This window comes from Lysinibacillus odysseyi 34hs-1 = NBRC 100172 (assembly GCF_001591965.1).
Lineage (GTDB): Bacteria > Bacillota > Bacilli > Bacillales_A > Planococcaceae > Lysinibacillus_B > Lysinibacillus_B odysseyi.
The window spans coordinates 271,789-289,561 of record NZ_BCVX01000001.1; the positions used below are offsets into that span (position 1 = coordinate 271,789).

The 17,773-nt window shown below is 40.9% G+C and carries 22 protein-coding genes and 1 other annotated feature; of the genes, 12 read left to right on the forward strand and 10 right to left on the reverse strand.

Annotation, left to right across the window (positions count from 1 at the left end; translation table 11 throughout):
• Nucleotides 1–42: 42 nt before the first annotated feature.
• Nucleotides 43–468, reverse strand: coding sequence for a hypothetical protein (locus BOD01S_RS01460; protein WP_036154960.1), 426 nt, complete (start codon nucleotides 466–468; stop codon nucleotides 43–45).
• A gap of 306 nt (nucleotides 469–774) precedes the next feature.
• Here BOD01S_RS01460 and BOD01S_RS01465 point away from each other — a divergent pair, with 306 nt between their 5' ends.
• On the forward strand, nucleotides 775–1,266 hold the full coding sequence (locus BOD01S_RS01465; RefSeq protein WP_036154962.1) for a hypothetical protein: 492 nt from the start codon (nucleotides 775–777) through the stop codon (nucleotides 1,264–1,266).
• Nucleotides 1,267–1,339: 73 nt separating this feature from the next.
• Here the strand turns inward: BOD01S_RS01465 and BOD01S_RS01470 are convergent, their stop codons facing one another.
• Genes BOD01S_RS01470 through BOD01S_RS01480 form a run of 3 tightly spaced genes read right to left on the reverse strand, consistent with a single transcriptional unit; the run spans nucleotide 1,340 to nucleotide 2,936 of the window.
• Entirely contained in the window at nucleotides 1,340–2,137 is a 798-nt protein-coding gene (locus BOD01S_RS01470) for a CPBP family intramembrane glutamic endopeptidase (RefSeq protein ID WP_169745615.1), read from the reverse strand.
• 38 nt (nucleotides 2,138–2,175) lie between these two features.
• Nucleotides 2,176–2,400 carry a hypothetical protein gene (locus BOD01S_RS01475; RefSeq protein WP_052124855.1) on the reverse strand — a complete coding sequence of 75 codons (225 nt, stop codon included), beginning with the start codon at nucleotides 2,398–2,400 and terminating at the stop codon, nucleotides 2,176–2,178.
• A 44-nt stretch (nucleotides 2,401–2,444) separates the two neighbouring features.
• Nucleotides 2,445–2,936, reverse strand: coding sequence for a GNAT family N-acetyltransferase (locus BOD01S_RS01480; protein ID WP_036154964.1), 492 nt, complete (start codon nucleotides 2,934–2,936; stop codon nucleotides 2,445–2,447).
• A gap of 440 nt (nucleotides 2,937–3,376) precedes the next feature.
• Here BOD01S_RS01480 and BOD01S_RS01485 point away from each other — a divergent pair, with 440 nt between their 5' ends.
• The 8 genes from BOD01S_RS01485 to BOD01S_RS01520 all read left to right on the forward strand — a co-directional run bounded on the left by BOD01S_RS01485 (nucleotide 3,377) and on the right by BOD01S_RS01520 (nucleotide 8,474).
• The gene (locus BOD01S_RS01485; protein ID WP_169745616.1) at nucleotides 3,377–4,132 is read left to right on the forward strand and encodes a DUF4386 domain-containing protein; all 756 of its coding nucleotides are present in this window, start codon (nucleotides 3,377–3,379) and stop codon (nucleotides 4,130–4,132) included.
• A gap of 131 nt (nucleotides 4,133–4,263) precedes the next feature.
• On the forward strand, nucleotides 4,264–4,626 hold the full coding sequence (locus tag BOD01S_RS01490; RefSeq protein WP_036154966.1) for a VOC family protein: 363 nt from the start codon (nucleotides 4,264–4,266) through the stop codon (nucleotides 4,624–4,626).
• A gap of 40 nt (nucleotides 4,627–4,666) precedes the next feature.
• Entirely contained in the window at nucleotides 4,667–5,443 is a 777-nt protein-coding gene (locus BOD01S_RS01495) for a class I SAM-dependent methyltransferase (RefSeq protein ID WP_036154967.1), read from the forward strand.
• Nucleotides 5,444–5,465: 22 nt separating this feature from the next.
• Entirely contained in the window at nucleotides 5,466–5,930 is a 465-nt protein-coding gene (locus tag BOD01S_RS01500; RefSeq protein WP_052124857.1) for a GNAT family N-acetyltransferase, read from the forward strand.
• 46 nt (nucleotides 5,931–5,976) lie between these two features.
• On the forward strand, nucleotides 5,977–6,234 hold the full coding sequence (locus tag BOD01S_RS01505) for a hypothetical protein (RefSeq protein ID WP_036154969.1): 258 nt from the start codon (nucleotides 5,977–5,979) through the stop codon (nucleotides 6,232–6,234).
• Nucleotides 6,235–6,384: 150 nt separating this feature from the next.
• On the forward strand, nucleotides 6,385–7,245 hold the full coding sequence (locus tag BOD01S_RS01510; RefSeq protein WP_036154971.1) for a M23 family metallopeptidase: 861 nt from the start codon (nucleotides 6,385–6,387) through the stop codon (nucleotides 7,243–7,245).
• A 198-nt stretch (nucleotides 7,246–7,443) separates the two neighbouring features.
• Nucleotides 7,444–8,007 carry a GNAT family N-acetyltransferase gene (locus BOD01S_RS01515; RefSeq protein ID WP_036154973.1) on the forward strand — a complete coding sequence of 188 codons (564 nt, stop codon included), beginning with the start codon at nucleotides 7,444–7,446 and terminating at the stop codon, nucleotides 8,005–8,007.
• Between the two features lie 56 nt (nucleotides 8,008–8,063).
• The gene (locus tag BOD01S_RS01520) at nucleotides 8,064–8,474 is read left to right on the forward strand and encodes a GNAT family N-acetyltransferase (protein ID WP_036154975.1); all 411 of its coding nucleotides are present in this window, start codon (nucleotides 8,064–8,066) and stop codon (nucleotides 8,472–8,474) included.
• 233 nt (nucleotides 8,475–8,707) lie between these two features.
• Here the strand turns inward: BOD01S_RS01520 and BOD01S_RS01525 are convergent, their stop codons facing one another.
• The 5 genes from BOD01S_RS01525 to BOD01S_RS01545 form a co-directional block, all read right to left on the reverse strand.
• Nucleotides 8,708–9,727 carry a 2,3-butanediol dehydrogenase gene (locus tag BOD01S_RS01525; RefSeq protein WP_036154977.1) on the reverse strand — a complete coding sequence of 340 codons (1,020 nt, stop codon included), beginning with the start codon at nucleotides 9,725–9,727 and terminating at the stop codon, nucleotides 8,708–8,710.
• Between the two features lie 18 nt (nucleotides 9,728–9,745).
• Entirely contained in the window at nucleotides 9,746–10,351 is a 606-nt protein-coding gene (locus BOD01S_RS01530; protein WP_036154979.1) for a TetR/AcrR family transcriptional regulator, read from the reverse strand.
• Between the two features lie 79 nt (nucleotides 10,352–10,430).
• Nucleotides 10,431–11,444 carry an NADP-dependent oxidoreductase gene (locus BOD01S_RS01535; RefSeq protein WP_036154981.1) on the reverse strand — a complete coding sequence of 338 codons (1,014 nt, stop codon included), beginning with the start codon at nucleotides 11,442–11,444 and terminating at the stop codon, nucleotides 10,431–10,433.
• Nucleotides 11,445–11,903: 459 nt separating this feature from the next.
• Nucleotides 11,904–12,467, reverse strand: a complete 564-nt coding sequence (locus BOD01S_RS01540) for a hypothetical protein (protein ID WP_036154983.1) — start codon at nucleotides 12,465–12,467, stop codon at nucleotides 11,904–11,906.
• Nucleotides 12,460–13,248 (reverse strand): hypothetical protein, encoded by a 789-nt coding sequence (locus tag BOD01S_RS01545; RefSeq protein ID WP_036154985.1) that lies wholly within the window; start codon nucleotides 13,246–13,248, stop codon nucleotides 12,460–12,462. Before BOD01S_RS01545 ends, BOD01S_RS01540 begins: the two co-directional genes overlap by 8 nt.
• A 176-nt stretch (nucleotides 13,249–13,424) precedes the next feature.
• Here BOD01S_RS01545 and BOD01S_RS01550 point away from each other — a divergent pair, with 176 nt between their 5' ends.
• The 3 genes from BOD01S_RS01550 (at nucleotide 13,425) to BOD01S_RS01560 (ending at nucleotide 15,634) form a co-directional block, all read left to right on the forward strand.
• Nucleotides 13,425–13,859: a YugN family protein gene (locus BOD01S_RS01550; protein ID WP_036154987.1), complete on the forward strand. Its 435-nt coding sequence runs from the start codon at nucleotides 13,425–13,427 to the stop codon at nucleotides 13,857–13,859.
• 294 nt (nucleotides 13,860–14,153) lie between these two features.
• Nucleotides 14,154–14,954, forward strand: coding sequence for a CPBP family intramembrane glutamic endopeptidase (locus BOD01S_RS01555; protein WP_036154988.1), 801 nt, complete (start codon nucleotides 14,154–14,156; stop codon nucleotides 14,952–14,954).
• Nucleotides 14,955–15,247: 293 nt separating this feature from the next.
• A complete protein-coding gene (locus BOD01S_RS01560; RefSeq protein WP_036154990.1) occupies nucleotides 15,248–15,634 on the forward strand; it encodes a hypothetical protein in 387 nt (128 codons plus the stop codon).
• Between the two features lie 103 nt (nucleotides 15,635–15,737).
• On the opposite strand, the gene brnQ is transcribed toward BOD01S_RS01560, so the two are convergent.
• Complete coding sequence (brnQ, locus tag BOD01S_RS01565) at nucleotides 15,738–17,084, reverse strand: branched-chain amino acid transport system II carrier protein (protein WP_036154992.1); 1,347 nt, start codon at nucleotides 17,082–17,084, stop codon at nucleotides 15,738–15,740.
• Nucleotides 17,085–17,295: 211 nt separating this feature from the next.
• Nucleotides 17,296–17,537 (reverse strand) — a binding site (T-box leader).
• Nucleotides 17,538–17,773: the final 236 nt, after the last annotated feature.

The following is a 17,773-nucleotide window of genomic DNA, read 5'->3' on the forward strand; positions in this document are numbered from 1 at the left end:
CAAATGCGGATACGCCTTTTCCTTTTGCAGCTGGACTTTACTTCATTCCAGCAGGACAAGCAGCTCTTCAATTTGCGGTCCATCGACAAGCACATACGTATGCCCTTGAATATTCATTAAGCCATCGGAAGATATCGGAATCGTGAGCGTATCTTCCCCGTAGGAAATATCTATCTGGTACGCTTCTTCATAATCCATATTTTTAAAGAATGTCTTCCTCACCTGCCAATCTTCCAGCGCCTGCCTCACTTTTTCCAATTGCTCATCACTCCGTTTGGCATTTGCCAGGCTCTCATTCAAATGACTGTTCGTCTCCCAAATCGTTACTTGGTCCAGCCTTTCATCAAACTGGTCTTCTTTGATAAATACATCAACAAACCTCTGCTCGCTATATGTTGAGTAGCCAGTTACGACTGCTACCCCAAGAAGGATGATCCCGGCAATCCATACCGTTCTTCTCGCCAGCATATAAGAACTCCCTCCCTATTTCATTTCATGTCAGAACATGATCTTCTCTATATCCTATTCCAAAGGAAATCCAATTCATGTTTATTCATTAAAAAGATCTCTTTGCTGGAAGGCATTTATGTCTTCTTATACGGGATGCCACTTTTCAGGTCAGAAAGCAGCAGTTTTTATTACCACCTATTTAAGAAGAAGGGTTTTCCATAAATAAACAGAACTAGTTATATAGACAACGGAATATCCTCTAAAAATTCTTGGATACCCATGATGCAGTAAACTTTTATAAAATTAATGGAAGGGAATGGGAATATGAAAAATATAATCGGAGTACTTCTCTATTGTTCAGTGCTCATTCTATTTACGTTATATATTGGCTTCTCACATTCTGCAGCTGCTAAAAATGAAGCGGAAGATAATAATATAACTTGGCAGTTTCATAATATTGCCACTTCGGTAAGTACAGAGGAATTTACGATAACCAGCTATATTGATGAATTGAAATTAGATAAAATAAAGCAAACGACAGCTTCAGAACCGAACCGGACAAAAGCAAAAGTGGAATATCGACTTCTCAAATTGGATAGTAGTGGTTCATTTGTAGATACAGGAATTTATAATATTCTGGAAGGTTCGCCGTGCAAAAGTAAATCTGCCGGTAATCTATATGGTTCAATCAGTCCGGGTACTTATAAAATTCTCATTTCGAACTTAACTGGCCATGATGCACGCGTACATTCGGAAAGAGTATTGGATGAAAAACCTAAACGAGCTGCTGCACTTGCCTGTTTATTTACTTATTAAGTGCAGCTATTCAGCAAGAAAGGACATTAGATGACTTCTGCATAATGTCCTTTTTATTTTGCCTTTGCAACGTTTACGATAAAATCCACCCGCTCAGCACCATACCGATGTTCAGAACAAAATGAAAAAGGGTGCCTGGGTAAATACTGTTTGTTTTATAGACGACCAGTCCGTAAAAGAGCCCCGCTATTGAAAAGAACAGACTGATTAGAAACGGTATCCCGATTGCCAAATGCAGCAGACCAAAACCGATGCTTGTTACAGCTAATGTGTACGGGATGGAAGTATGCCGCAGGAGGCTTGAAAACAGCGGCCCCCGCCAAATCAGCTCCTCAAATACCGCATTAATCAAGGAAAAGAAAAGAGCAAAAAACAGCAACGATTTCACCGCCTCCATCCCCTGCATGACAATAAACGGAATGTAGACCGCGATATTCACGATCAGTCCAATAAACCAAAAGCGAAAGACCGGAATGGCATGACCCCGCAGCTTTAGTTGCGTATGCCAATTCGGCTTCTGGTGGAAGAATGAAATCGGCTGTTTGTACAGTAGATGCGTTATGTATAGTCCAAGGATGATGATGCTTAAAGAAAGTCTGTTGAAAATAATGCGCCATTCTCGTTGGATATCAGTCGCTGCCACCCAGTTATTCACGAATTGGAAGAAAGCAAACCCTATAAGGAATGCAATATATAAGGCATTGATAAAGCGTGTTCTCGGATTAGCTGCATACAATCCAACAAGCAGCAGTAAAATAACTCCCAGTACGAGCCACCACTCAAAAGCGCCCGCAACAAGCCCCAACAGAAACAATACGGCAAGGCCTACCTTGCCAAAATCTACACGACGAACAGTAAATGGCTCTTCCACCAAGAGTCATTCCCTTCTGTTTAAAAATTTCAGACAAGCTACTGCATCATATGGTTGAAGAGATAAAAATTATAAATTACCGGTACAAGTAAAGCAATGGCAAGACAGATAACTGCCGCTAAACGCGATTGCTTGATCTTTCTTTCGTCTCCCTCTTTCAAATATTGAAAATAGTAGAGTGTACAATAAAAACAAAGAATCAAAAAAACAGTCTTTAAAACCCCTAGCCAGCCTATTGCTCCAAATTGGTTTACAGCTTCCATTTAGTCCCCTCCTTCCTACCTTACGTTCCTATTAGCTCAAAGTTTCAAAGCTCAGGAATATCTCGAACATTTCTAATCATCACATCGAAGTCAGCTGTACTTGTAGAAAACTTACTCACCTTTACAAAGCCAAGCTTTTCATAAAGATGGATTGCCCGCTTATTGAACGCAGCAACTGTCAGCCGGATCGGTAGACGCGGGTGCAGCTTTTCAATCTGCTCTACTATAAATGTACAGAACGAAAGCCCCTCACCCTTTCCCGTCAGTGCGGGATGGAGTCCAAGTCCCATGTCGATTGCATCTTCCTTATACATACCGTGTTTCTTTCCAATAGGTACTTGAGCAGGAGCACCGGTGCAGAAGAAACCGACCAGCTTGTCATTTTCATCTTCCAGCGCACGATAAGAACCACTCAATAGCTCTGCTCTACCCTCTGCTGTATATTCATTATTATAAAAGTCATATGGCGCTTCATACCGCCAGCCGAGAATTTCAGCGGCCTTCATTTCATCCATTTGTGCTACACGGAGCTTCATCGATACTTCCCCTCCCCCTTATTATTCAATTCAATTGTAACCTTATTTTCCCAAAACTTGAAGACCCATCAAATCGGGAGGTGAAAATAATGTAACTGCAAACACCACGCTGTCTATTTAAGAAATTTAAAAGAAAAAGATCTTGAGGGTAAAAGCATTTATATACAAATGTAGAAGTCAGAAAACATTTAGGCGGTACTGTCGATTCCGCTTTAATAAAAGAAAATTTCACGATGATTCTCGCCTCTCCGGCTACCGGACAGGTCGGGAAGAGGCTATAGAAAGGAATGTATAAAGGCATCCATCAATTTTGCTTTTCGGCAGCTGAATATCTCGAAAGATTTGGTTCCGGGCAAATTATTTATAAAATAATGCTATAGCAAGCTTTCCTCGGCATTTTAGGAATACCTTCTATTCCAATGCTATCCGGTCTATTCCTTGTGCTATTTTCATACCTATTTAGCACTGTTACTTGTTCGCCATGTAAAGGAGGAATTATTATCAACCGGATTCCGAATGGGTCGATAGGCTTTTATGCTAAGGTAGCAGGCATAGGGCTTTTGCTGATGGCTGTGCTGGCCGGTTTTTCGAATGGGATGGTCCTGAATCGTCTCTTAGTGGAAGCTGAAGCGGTAAAAACGGCAGCAAACCTTATAGAAAATGGAGTGCTGCTCCGTGCTGGATTCGGGTGCTTTATTATTGTACTTCTCCTGGATGTCATCGTTGCCTGGGCTCTTTATACTCTATTCAAACCGATTAGCCTTGATCTTTCATTACTTGCTGCCTGGCTGCGCCTGCTCTATACAGCCGTCTTCGGTGCTTCTCTTTTTCATATTGCCGAAATCATTGGACTTCTGGATAACCCACTTCCCCCTTCGCCCGAGCAGATTCTTTTTCTTATAAGCTCATTTCATAACGGCTGGCTGATCAGTCTCCTATTTTTTGCTCTTCATCTATTGATTCTAGGCTACTTAATTATCCGCTCCAGCGGCTATGTACCGAAGCTAATCGGCTTTCTCCTTGTACTTGCTGCCATTGCTTATACTGCAGACAGTCTTGCCTATTTCCTGTTGCCTGATTACATTCATTATGAAAAGACCCTGCTGCTCATTGTAACGTTTTGCGGAGTGCTTGGAGAGCTTTCTCTTGCCTGCTGGCTGTTGCTAAAAGGCGTCAAAATGAAGCCTGTTCGATAATGCTTCAGTATTTCAAACAGATATAAGTAAAACTTATGTTATTTCATAAATTTTATAAAATTTACTTATATTTAGAAAAAGCTATACTAAAAGTAGAAGATTTTGTAATGTAATGAAGGAGGAATGATTCCATGATTAAAGGGATTCATCACGTACAAATTACGATTCCAAAAGCAGCAGAAAAAGAAGGTAAGCAATTTTACTGCAGTGTATTAGGTTTTGAAGAGGTGGAAAAGCCTGATTCTCTAAAAGGCAGAGGGGGCTTTTGGGTAAAAGCCGGTGACCGGGATGTCCATATCGGTACAGAGGACGGATTTGACCGCCTAACGACAAAAGCCCATATCGCTTACGAAGTAGAAGACCTCTCCTACTGGAGAACGAAACTGGAAGCAGAAAACATCAATATTTTGGATGCAGTCCCGATTCCCGGTTTTGACCGTTTCGAGTTCAGGGATCCATTCGGCAACCGGGTGGAAATGATTCAGCTGTTATAAAAGGCAGTTTCCTCTATTGAAAATGAAGGGCGGGATACACATGGCGATTGATTTTCATGACGACAAAAACCGGAACAGCTACACTGCCCGGGAGGTAGACCGGACATGGACGGAAACAATTACAGGGCATGTACCATTTGAAAAGATAGCAAAAGCTGTCGATGTGGGCTGCGGCGGCGGCATTTATACAAAGATGCTTTCTGCTATGGGCATCCCTTCCGTGACAGGAATAGACTTTTCCGAAACAATGCTTGACGCAGCACGTGAAAACTGTAAAACTTTACCTAACATTACATTTCGTTATGGCACTGCCCTCCGCACAGGTCTTGAGAGTCATGCTGCTGATTTCGTACTTGAAAGAGCGTTAATCCATCACATTACCGATTTACAGGCTTGTGTCCAAGAAGCCTATCGAATACTCGATAGCGGGGGTTATTATGTTATTCAGGACCGTACGCCTGATGATTGCTTACTCCCCGGAGACGACAATCATATAAGAGGCTATTTTTTTGAATGCTTTCCAAACCTAAGAGATAAAGAAACGAGCCGCAGATATAGCAGTGAACGCGTAATTGAAACATTACACGCTGCTCGTTTTCAACATATCCAGGAAATCAAATTATGGGAAACACGTAAGGTCTATGAGAGTAAAGAAGATGTATTGGAGGACCTGCGCCACAGAACGGGCAGGAGCATCTTACATGAGTTAGATGATCAAGAGCTGCAGGTACTGGTTGCCTATATTGACAATGCCCTTCCATCAAATTCCCCGATTCACGAAATGGATCGTTGGACAGTTTGGATTGCTGTTAAATAGAGCAGAAAAGGAAATCACTTATATGCAAATACGACTCGCTCACTTAGAAGATGTTGACAATATTGTCGCCCTATTAAACGAAACTACTTTAGACCTGCACAATAAAGGCATCCAGCAATGGACCTACCCATGGAATAAAGACGGAATCAAGCAGCAAGTAATTGATTCCACAGTGTACGTTTCTCTAGCAGAAGGGCATATTATCGGAACTTTCCGCATAGAAAATACTAATAGACCACTGTTCATAGATGCTGAAATCTACTATTTATCACAAATTGCGGTCTCCCCTGCCTTTCAAGGAGGTACCATCGGTTCAGCGATTACCGCGTTTGCCTGCTCTTTCGCTAAAAAAATGAATAAGGCTCTCTATTTAGATTGCTGGGCTGGAAATGAAGTGCTTAAAGCCTTTTACCAACGTAACGGCTTTGAGTATATTGGGGATTATCCTGAGGAAAATTATTTCATTAGTGTATTTCGGTGCATGTAGCTTAACTTTTGACTGCTCCTTTTTTTTGCAGATAGGAGGTACCATTTTGAAAAAACGCGCAGGTATGTTATCGGTTGTGTTTGTCATTATCAGCTTAATTCCTTTTTTTCTGACGTTGTATCCAGAAGCTTTTTCTGAGTATCTATTTTTAATCTCTGTTATTTCTTACTTTATCGCGATCATCTTTGCATTAATTGCAGAAAAAGGTGTGTGGAAGGTTGCCGCTATCACCCTCCTTGTTATTATCACGGTTGCCCTCATCGCCTTTTATGCGTTCATGGGCATTTTCTGGAACCAGCCATAACAATATCCCTTTCCTAAAGATCTATTTTAGGAAAGGGATTTTTTTAGTTATGTACTCCTTTTATATATTGAAACTTTTTGGAAACTTATCCGTATTTAACAAGTGAAAGCTGTTTACTACATTTTGAACCCAAAAGGAGCGATACAGCAGATGCTACACGAATCTATTCAACCACCTCATTTCGGTGACCTGTTCCATCAAGGTCAGTTCGAAAAAATTTATAAACAAACATCGCAGGAATTTCAAAGCCTCGTTACACTTGAACAATTCGAAGAACTGGCCGCCCCTTTTAATGCCGACGTGTCTTCTTACCAGCTAGAGCTTTCTACAACCATTGGAAATATCGTGCAATACTTATGGCTGGATGACCAAAGAGAAAAAGCAATTCATGTCTCATTTGATGAAAACGGTATGATCCAAAGCTTTTATTTAAAGCCTTACACAACTTATCCGGACAGTGATAAACGGTACACCGAAAATACATACATCATGCCGATCAGCGGAGACTGGTTTGTCTTTTGGGGCGGGACGAATGAATTCATTAATTACCATTACTCTTATGAAAACCAGCGTTATGCGTATGATCTAATACAAGTAAAAGACGGTGCCTCATTCAAGGAGACACCGCTGCAAAATGAACACTTCTATGCGTTCAATCAGGAAATCCTCTCCCCTGCTGCCGGTAAAGTCGTGAAGGTCATCGATGGACTGCATGATAATACACCTGGTGAGATGGATGCAGACAATCCCGCAGGAAACTATGTCATCATCGAACATAGCCATAAGGAATACAGCATGCTGGCCCACTTACGGAAACATTCTATTAAAGTACGTGAAGGAGACGCAGTAACAGAAGGCCAGTGTATCGGGTGCTGCGGGAATTCCGGGAATTCTTCAGAGCCACATTTGCATTTTCAGGTGATGGATTCCCCTGATTTCTATAACGCGACTTCTATTCGTATCCGTTTCAAGAATGGACTGGATCCTGTTCAAGGAGACACCATATACTGATGTTATTTTCAAGATATATTTTTTAGTAAATAACCAAAAATAAAATTCAAAAAATTCCCTCAAATGTTATAATAAACTCAACTTATATAAAAGGAGTTGCGCCCATGTTACCTAAGATTGCAGTAGATGTTTGTGTAAAAAACAAATAACCAAGGGGTTGTATACCCAACTGCAGCCCCTTATAAAGGGAGAAAAACAATGGAACAATTGATGAATGAATTTTTAACAGGCAAGTTGATTACTTTGAAACAAATGACTTCAGATGATTTGACGAAATTTGCCCAGATCGAAAATGAAATAGGCACGCTGCTGCTGGCAAATGATGATATCCCCTTTCCCGGCACCTTTGAAGATCATCGCACGTTTTTTGAGGGCATCAGCGGAAAGAAGGAAGAATTTATCTTCGGGATATTCGACCGTACATCTGATGAGCTGATTGGCTCATGCGGTGTATTTGCGGTAAATTGGAAGAACAGCACGTGCCAGGTCGGCATTGCCATTGCGAAAGACTGGCAAGGAAAAGGCTGCGGTACTGATGCGATGCAGACGCTTATTTCTTTTATTTTTAATTACATTCATATTCACAAAATTAAATTGCAGGTGTTCAGTTTTAACCAACCGGCTATCCGTTCCTATGAAAAATGCGGATTTGTAAAAGAAGGTGTTTTGCGAAACGAAGTATTCCGCTTTGGAACATTTCACGATATGCATCTTTTCGGTCTGCTGCGGGAGGATTGGATAGCTGCCCGAGAGGAGGTATAAGACAGTGGAAAAATTACGAAACAACTCTTCAAAATAATATTTTGAGGAGGAAAAACGTGAACATTACGTATAAACAGACAAAAACAATTAACCTAGAGCAAGTGGAGAACCTATATAACGATGTAGGATGGACAGCCTATACAAAGAATATGGACCTTCTTCAGCAGGCTTTACTACAGTCACTCGATGTGATTTCTGCCTGGGACGGCGACCAGCTAGTCGGCCTCATCCGGACAGTCGGTGACGGCCTGACGATCCTCTATATCCAGGACATCCTCGTACTGGATGCCTATCAAAATCAAGGCATTGCATCAAAGCTGCTGCAAATGGTTTTACAAAAACATGAGACTGTACGGCAAAAAGTGCTGCTGACGGAAGAAGCACCTGATGTACGTCACTTCTATGAAAAGAACGGCTTTGAATCATGCGACAAAGGCTCAGTTGTCGCTTTCGGCAGATTCCAATAACGAAAAAAAGAGCTGCTGTGCCGGATTATACCGGCGCCTGGCAGCTCTTTTTTTCAATTTGCGGACTAGAAAATCGGCCATTCTTTCGGGTTAATAGACCAATTTTACGTCTTAATAGACAATCCCGCCATGTTAATAGACAATTCTGTCATGATAATAGACAGTTTCAATGTATTAATAGACAATCCCACATTAATAGTCTTTTAACGGATAAGCGAGCCACTCAGAAGTCCTTAAAGGCTCATATCCACGAGAATTTTACATTGGCTGCGATCATGCGCCAATGTTTCAAAACCTTTTTCCACAATATCATCCAATGCTATCTTGCTTGTGATGACTGCGTCTCCATCAATGATACCGCTTGCAAGCAGGCGGATGACTTCAGGGAACAAGCGAATATATGCATAAGAACCGCTGATTTTCGCCTCAGTTCTAACGATCATATTCGGATCGAAATTCACTGGTTTTTCCCATACACTGACAATCTTGAATTCTCCGCCTGGTCGAACAACACTAACGCCGCTTGTAAATGTTGCCTGAACGCCCGCAGCGTCATATGCAACATTTACGCCGCCATTTGATTTTTCGCGGATAAATGCGACTGTATCCGTATCAATCGGATTAATCACATGTGTAGCTCCAAGCTCCAGCGCTTTTTGACGGCGTTCCTCCGCTACTTCTACTACATAAATTTCACTAGCTCCTGCAGCTTTTACGGCTTGCACCAACAATAATCCAATTGGGCCGGCACCAAATATTGCGGCAGAATCCCCGAGCTTTAATTGACTTTGGCGAACTGCGTGCACCGCCACAGCTGTTGGTTCAACGAGTGCCCCAAGCTCTAAACTCATGTTTTCAGGTAAATGGAAAACATTTTCTTGTTTCACGACTGCATATTCAGCAAATCCGCCTGAAATCGAATAGCCATACCCTTGGCGATTTGTACATAAGTTTACGAAACCTCGCTGGCAATTATCACATTTTCCACAAGGAATAAGTGGTTCAACGGCTACCCGGTCTCCTACTTTGGCATTCGTTACTTCATCTCCTACTTCCACTACTACACCGGAAAACTCATGGCCTAAAACAGGCTGCGTACGCACTGGATAAATACCCGCTAAATATTCATGCATATCGCTGCCGCAAATACCGGCGTACTCAACCTTTACTTTTACCATTCCTTTTTCAAGGGAAGGCAATTCTGCTTCTTCTATTCGAATATCTCTTGCTCCGTATATTTTTGCTGCTTTCATTTTTCTTTTCCTCTTTCCTTATTCCGAAGTTGCTTTTAGTCCATGAATAATAAAGCTAACAGCCAGATCTGCTACTTGTTCAAGAGATAATTCCGATTCAACTTGATTCAAAAATGAATTATTAAGAGAAAACATTAAAGTTCCCATTATAAAGTTAACTGCTGCATCAACTGATGGAAAATCAATCTTCTTTCTGTCCTGGCACTCTTGTAAAATTAATCGAAGCTGTTCCCAAGATGGCAGAAACACATCTGTCAGCATCTCTAATCTCGGGCTATTCATCACTAACTCCTGCTGCAATATACTAATTAATTCATGTTCTTTATTTCTAAAAATAACAAACTGTCTACAAAAGCTCTTAAGTGCACCTAACGGATCAGATAAATCATATTTCATACCCTCAAAAAGCTGCCTAATTGTTTGGAACACTTCAAAAAAAACGTTTTCTTTACCTCCAAAATGATAAGAGACAAGAGCCAATGAAACATTTGCCTCAGTACAAATCTGTCTAACGGTCGTCCCTTCATAGCCGTTTTTCGCAAATAAATACTTTGCAGCCCGAAGGATTTGATCTCTTACATCTTTATTCCTGTCATTACTTTTGCTCTGTTTTAATTGACTCATCCTCTTTCATTTTTTATTAAACAAACGTTTTAAACAATTATTCGATTACAAGCATACCTAAGGTAAGAAGTACCGATGTTTATATGATATCCGCTACTTTGACAAGTGATTTACCTATATTTGCTCCTGTGAATAGGTCAAGGAAAGCATCAATTATATGATCGAAACCTTCTGTAATCGTTTCTTCATATTTCAGTTTTCCTTCATTTAACCATGCGGCGAGTGCTGTGTTTCCTTCCTGCAGGCGACTTGAATAATCGCCAAGCGTGAAGCCTTTCATAAGCGCGCTCGTTTTGATCAGTGCCGTTTGAACACGTGGGCCCATATCCATTTCAACACTGTTATAGGCAGAAATCGCTCCGCAGACCGGAATGCGGGCGAACTTATTAAGAAGCGGGAATACAGCATCAGAAATGGAACCGCCAACATTATCAAAGTAGATATCGATTCCGTTTGGACATGCTTTTTCTAATGCACTTGAAACATCTTCCTTTTTATAATTGATCGCTGCATCAAAACCAAGTTCATTTAAAAGATACTCGCATTTTTCTTCTGTCCCGGCAATTCCTACGACACGCGCCCCTTTAATTTTGGCAATTTGTCCAACTGCCGATCCTACTGCTCCTGCAGCTCCGGACACGACAACAGTCTCCCCTTCTTTTGGCTGCCCGATATCAAGCAGGCCAAAATAGGCCGTTAACCCCGTCATACCGATAATACCTAGATTCGCTGTTACAGGCGCTAGCTTCGGATCAAGTTTTCGAATAGTTCGCTCATTCGCAACGGAATATTCCTGCCAGCCAAGAGTACCAAGTACGATATCACCTTTAGAGAAATGCTCTGATTTTGATTCCACTACTTGGCCAATTATCCCACTTGTAATAACCTCGTTTAATTGAAACGGAGGAATATAGGATTTTGTATCCTGCATCCTTCCACGTAAATAAGGGTCAACCGAAACATATATAGTACGGATTAACACTTCACCATCTGATGGGGTTTCAATTGGTGCATCGATAAAAGCAAAATCCTCCATCACCGGGGTTCCAACAGGACGTTTTGCAAGCTTAATTTGTTTTTGCATTTGACTCATTATTATTCCTCCATTCAGAAGAGAGATTATCCATAATGAAAGTACTTTATGCTTTCATGTTTAATTGACGGATGGCACTCAACATTTTGAACATTCGTTTTGAACGTTTGTTCAATTAATAGTATAGTACTCTAATTATTTTTTTGTCAAAAAACTAGAACACCTTATTATTTCCTCTTTTATGAATAGCCGGCTAAAGCCGGTCAGCTTTGTTAATAGACATTTTCTGCGTGATAATGGACATTTTCAACGACTTAATAGACAATTGCGACCTGATAATAGACAAGCCTGCCTTCATAATAGACATTCCCTACTTACCAATAGCCAATCCATCTTTATTAGACATTTCCAACTCGTTTATAGACAATTCTGGCGTAATAATAGACAATTTCGCCCCCATAATAGACAATCCCACTTTTTTAGGCATTTCCTACTTATCAATAGACACCCCCCTTCCCTTCAGCTTTCAGTGATTTCGGTCATCAACCGGCTATCCAGCTGCTTCCGTTTCCATTCCTTATGGCGAACGATAATATTGATGAAGAAGCAAAACATGAGGACAATACCGGTTAGTCCAAGGAAAAGCGTAGTTATTTCTGCATCTTCCAAAACGAAATGCATGTTCACATGCTGCCACAGTATCCATATTAATAGATAGCCGAGGATTATAATGGAAAATCTGCTTCGCTTTTGCCGCTCCAACAATTGATCTGACACGATAAAAAAGGCGGCATATGCTAAAAACTCGGCAAACGGCAGCGCAAAATAAATGATCTGAAGCCACATAGGAATATCACTTCCCTGCGGTAAAGTCGAGAATCCCTGAAGGACAAGCGGCATAGAAAGAACGGAAGCGACAATGGCGCTCCATTTTCCCCAAGCAGCAGCCTCTCCCTTTCCTTCAGAAAAAGCAGCCCCTATTAACATCCACCCGATAAAATCCGGCAGCAAGTCAATCAATATATTGATATCTAAAAAGATTAATATAAACCCCGTCACCCATCGTCCATGAAACTTAGTCAAGATACTTCTCCACCCTTTCCTTAATCCAGGCTGCCGATGGTGGTTGATTGATCAGGTCGCCCCGTACTTCATTGAACGTTTTATCACCAGCATGACCGGATAATCGAATATATGCCTGCTGCGCCGGATAGGTACCGACCATTTCCTCCAGCTCGACTTGGAGCTTATCTCCCTCTTGAAGCGTAACGGGCAGCGACACGATTTCTTCCTCTTTTTCGAAATGCTTTATCTTGCCGAATGTATTGGCGAGCGTAATGTCTGTAAATGTCAGTGTTTCCTCCGCCACTATTGCCATCACCATCTTACTGTCTTCTCGTTCCCAGCCATTTACCGTAAGCCCAATATCCGAACTCGGCGGAACAATCAATATATCTGCCTCATACGGTTCGGGATGTCCCGAAAAGTAAATATGTGCTTTTTTCACTGATGGCAGATTCAAAAGCAGCTCCTGCCGGTCAAAGTCATCGATACTATATTGAGCGTTATAAAGAGAATAGTATTGAGCATTCACATAGCTGGAGTTCAAAAAACCTCCACCCCCATACAGATCAAATCCCCAATTTTCAGGGTGGCTGGAATACGTCCTTCCGTTGATTTCTATTCGTTCAATCATCATCAGTTTCTTTGTATCGAATAAATAGGACACATGAATAGAATTAAAGTCAAAGTCCATTACTACATCTAAAACAATGGGTTCTTCTAACTTTTTTGAATCAGCCAATACTTCACTAATGATACTAACAACCGCCACAATGGTGAGTACAATCCCCCACTTTTTCATTCTTCCCCCTCCTTCAACGCTTTTCTTTCATTCATTATGACATAGGCAAACTACCGGTAAAAGGTTAATATGGAATACCATTTCCAAATACCTATATGCGGTAGCCATAGATCGCGTATAGAGTCCCTTCTTTTAGGAAACACTTTTCATAAAAATATCATCAAGGAGATAGTGGAATGTTACGTTTAGAATCGGAATTAAATGGAAAATTTGCGCACTACGGTCAGCTGCGGGATAAAATATGTAAGCATGGATTCTGTATCGGCGGAAACTGGGATTATCATAAAGGAAGCTTCGATACAAAAATATGGTGTGACCGGGAGGAAGGCGAAACAATTTACCTGCGTATGCCTTTCGATGTCGCACAAGGGGAACTCGATGGGTATAATACAGTAATCCGCTTCAAGGAGCCGTATATTATCAAGCATGTGGTGCACGTTGGACTTGACCATGACGGCAGCTCCTTTATGGATTCCACCGGCTTCAGTCAGTTCCAAACCCCAATCGACAGCGATGCACCGATTATCAACAAGAACAAATGGGCACATATAAGCGAACAGCTCGTGAATGAAAGCGTCCTGCCATTTGTGCATATGGAGAATATTTATTAACGCTTGAAAAGCCCTCTTCATTTATGATGAAGAGGGCTTCAGACTGTAGACAAAGTCATTTATATCTTGAAGCACTGTATATTGTGATAATAAATATGCAGTGCCTCTTTTTTAATCCATCTCTGCTGTAATTGAATAAAATAGAATTTAGTTTAGTAGTTATAACTGTAAGCTATTTATATTTTGTGCGGCGTGCAACTTTGAATTGGCAGAAAGCAAACATTAGGTGAGTAAAGTCAAAGCATCCATACGTTAAAATTTAATGTATACTTTAAAATGTGAGGTGAAGAAATCGTGGCAGACAAAAAAATCACAGTACAATTTACGATGCTGACATTTTGCATAGCCTATCTTGTGTCAGGTGCTTTGATTGCTCTTGGGCAATTCGGATATTCGGTTCACAATTGGGTTCACTCGTTACAGCAATTCGGGATGAATATCCCTTTTGCACTCTATATTTTGTCGCCCGCTATTGCTTCATATATCGTTCTGAAGAAAAATAACAAAATAACAGGTTTCAAGGAATGGTTGAGAACTGTTTTTTATGCCAAAAATAGCATATCTCTCTATTTGTTTGTTGTTGCAGGACTTGCACTGTATTTTTTGATACATATGGCAGTTTCAGGCAGCACGGAAATGGCGCTTCCCGTTTATACGTTCTTCCTTTCCCTGCTTGGTAATCTTATAATCGGTGGCTTGGAGGAAGCTGGCTGGATGTACATATTGCAGCCTGAGCTTGACAAAAAATACGGTTTTGTTTTGTCTTCTCTTTTTGTAGGAATCATTTGGACTTTATGGCATATCCCTCTCTTCTTCATTCCTGGGACGAATCACGGAGAGGGACTCATCAACTTTTGGATGTTTGCAGTTCAACTCATTGCATTTCGGTTTTTCAATGGGGCAATCTACAAAATATCAGGAAAAGGCCGTGTGTTTATGTGCGTATTATTCCACACCATGTTCAATGCGGCATCCCCCATCTTTGGCACCATGACTATGACTTGGGCGGGAACCATTGCCGCAAATGCTGTGTTAGTTCTTGTTTCAATTGTAACCATTGTGATATACGACAAGAAGAACAGGCGAATAGTATAAGCATAATATTAAGCAATTAAATTCCAATTTAAGAACAAGTCAATAGGACACCAGATATCATAAATCATCTGGCGCCTTGTATTTATATACAATAACTGAATAAAGAAACTATAGAAATATAGTTTGTCTACAGTCTGAAGCCATTTACGGATTCAAAACATTATAGACCATTCCATAATTGCTATGCTTCAAAGCATCCCACTATAAGCTCCACAGTTAAGTGGGAATATATGGACATTCATTGCCCCCCTATCTATAATGGCTATATAAGCTGTTAGAGTAAGGGGTGTATTATGAAAAAGGTCATCATTACCTTTGCCGTAGGAACAGTCTGTGTATTAATCATTCCGTATTTACTCTCTTATAGGTTTCACTATCCCCCGCTCCCGTTCGAAAATATGACTAAAAGAGAAGTCGTAGAAAAAATAAATGATGCCGATAACCGGCTTGTTAAATTAACAACTGAAAACGGTCATGAATGGTTTATAACGAGTGAACGGAATATAGCCGCAGTTGATGAAATGATTAAAGAACTGGTCAGCAAAGAAGGCTGGGTGTTCGAACTAAAAGAAGGCAGCGGACTCATATTTGAGAAGCAAGGGGAAAGATTGATCGTAACGACACAAAAATGGACCGGTGACTATGTATTATGTCAAATTCCTGCTTATTTTAACGAATAAAAAATCAGCATGTGAATGGATTCAGTTATTGAAATGTTCCAGCACAACTGAAAAGCCCTCTTCTTTTATCTGAAGAGGGCTGATTTGCTTTTATCATCTTTTCTTACTTATCTATCTTTACCTTCGATGGTAGGACAAGCCCGATTACCGTACCGACAAGTGCCGGCGCAATCCATCCAAGCCCGATATCATATAGCGGTAAAAAGCTTTCATAAAATGCCGCAATTGCATTGAAGAAGCCCGTTTCAAATGCTGGTACACTTGCGATCAGCGCATTATATCCATCGATAATGCTCACAAAGAACGTAAAGATCATGGCAGCTGCAAATACACTTTGCTTATTGTTAAACAGCGGTGCAGCAAGACCGAGTAATATTAGGATAATTGCCAGCGGATATAGGAACATAAGCACCGGAACGGCAAATGTGATGATATTTGATAAGCCGACATTAGCAATCGCAAACGAAACGATACATAAAATCACAACGAACACTTTGTAGCTGATTTTTGGGAATACCTCGTGGAAAAACTCTCCGCACGCTGTAATTAAGCCGATGCTTGTTTTTAAGCAGGCAAGTACAATAATAATGGCCAATAAAATCGCGCCGTAAGAACCAAAGTAATGATCGGCAACTGCTGCGAAAATTTGCCCGCCGTTTTCAAATGTTCCAATCGCCGTAACACTCGATGCGCCCATATACATGATCAATCCATAAATCAAAGCCATAAGCCCTATCGCAAAAATACCTGATTTCCAAGTTGCTTTGGCGATATCTTTTTTCTCCGTGATGCCTAAGCGTTTAATTGCATTGATGACGATAATACCGAATGCAAGTGATGCCAGCGCATCCATCGTATTGTAACCCTCTTTAAATCCGGTCATAAATGCTTCATTTACATAGGAAAGACTCGGCTCGATGAAGCTGCCCATCGGAGATAATACGCTAATAATAATTAAGGCGAATAAAAAAAGTAAAAATGCCGGTGTTAAATATTTTCCGATGTAATCCATAATTTTTGCCGGGTTTAATGAGAAATAAAACACGACAAGGAAAAAGATCAGACTGAACAGCAATAGCCACAGCTGTGCATGTTCTGGGTTAATGAATGGTTCAAATCCAACAACAAACGGTACGGTTGCAGTACGTGGAATCGCAAAAAATGGACCGATTGTTAAGTAGAGCGCCATTGCAAACACAACCCCAAAAAGAGGATGTACCCGGCTTGCCAAATCTCGTAAACCGTTACTGCCTGATAACCCGATTGCTAGAATTCCTAGAAATGGTAAGCCGATTGCTGTTACTAAAAAGCCGATAAGTGCCCACCAGTAATTTGTTCCGGCAAGCTGCCCCATTTGAATCGGGAATATTAAGTTTCCTGCCCCAAAGAACATGCCGAATAGCATAGTTCCAATGATGGCATAGGTTGAAAACGGTATTTTCTTTTCCATAAATGTCTCTCCTAAGATGTTCTTTTGATAACTATTTGCACGCTTCTATGCAAAAATCATAAAAGCTGCCTTACTCAGTCCACACCAGCACATAAAACTAATTTTTCAAAAAATTCAATGTGCATGATGTGGACATTGTCTCTTTTCTCTTACCTTGCAGATAATACCCTCCCGTATATTCAGTGTGAAAGGCACACAAAAACCCCATCCCAAAAGGGACGGGGTTAACCGCGAATACCACCCTAATTCTATTGAAAAACATTCAATAGCTCTCAGCAACGTACAATCATACGTGTTCTTTTTAACGGAAGACACCGGATCAGCTTACTGTTTATTGTTCAGCCAACCTTCTCAGAGGGGAGTTCATGTAACATCTGTACACCGACTTCCACCAACATGCCGGCTCTCTGTAGAACAAATTGAAACACTACTTTTTCTCATCAACGAATTTGTATGCACTTATTATTAATCTAGAATGCTCTCATTTCATTTTGAATGTGATAAAGCTCAAACCTGTATGAGCGATAAACCGCCTTTTACATGGATAAACAAACAATTCGAAGCCGTCAAAACGAATCGAATATATGCTATGCGGGTTTAATATTCAAGAGATGAAACGTTAGTCTTAGGAACTACACCATACTCCTGCAAATGACTAGCGCGTACGCCGCTGTCCGCAGGAACCCCCC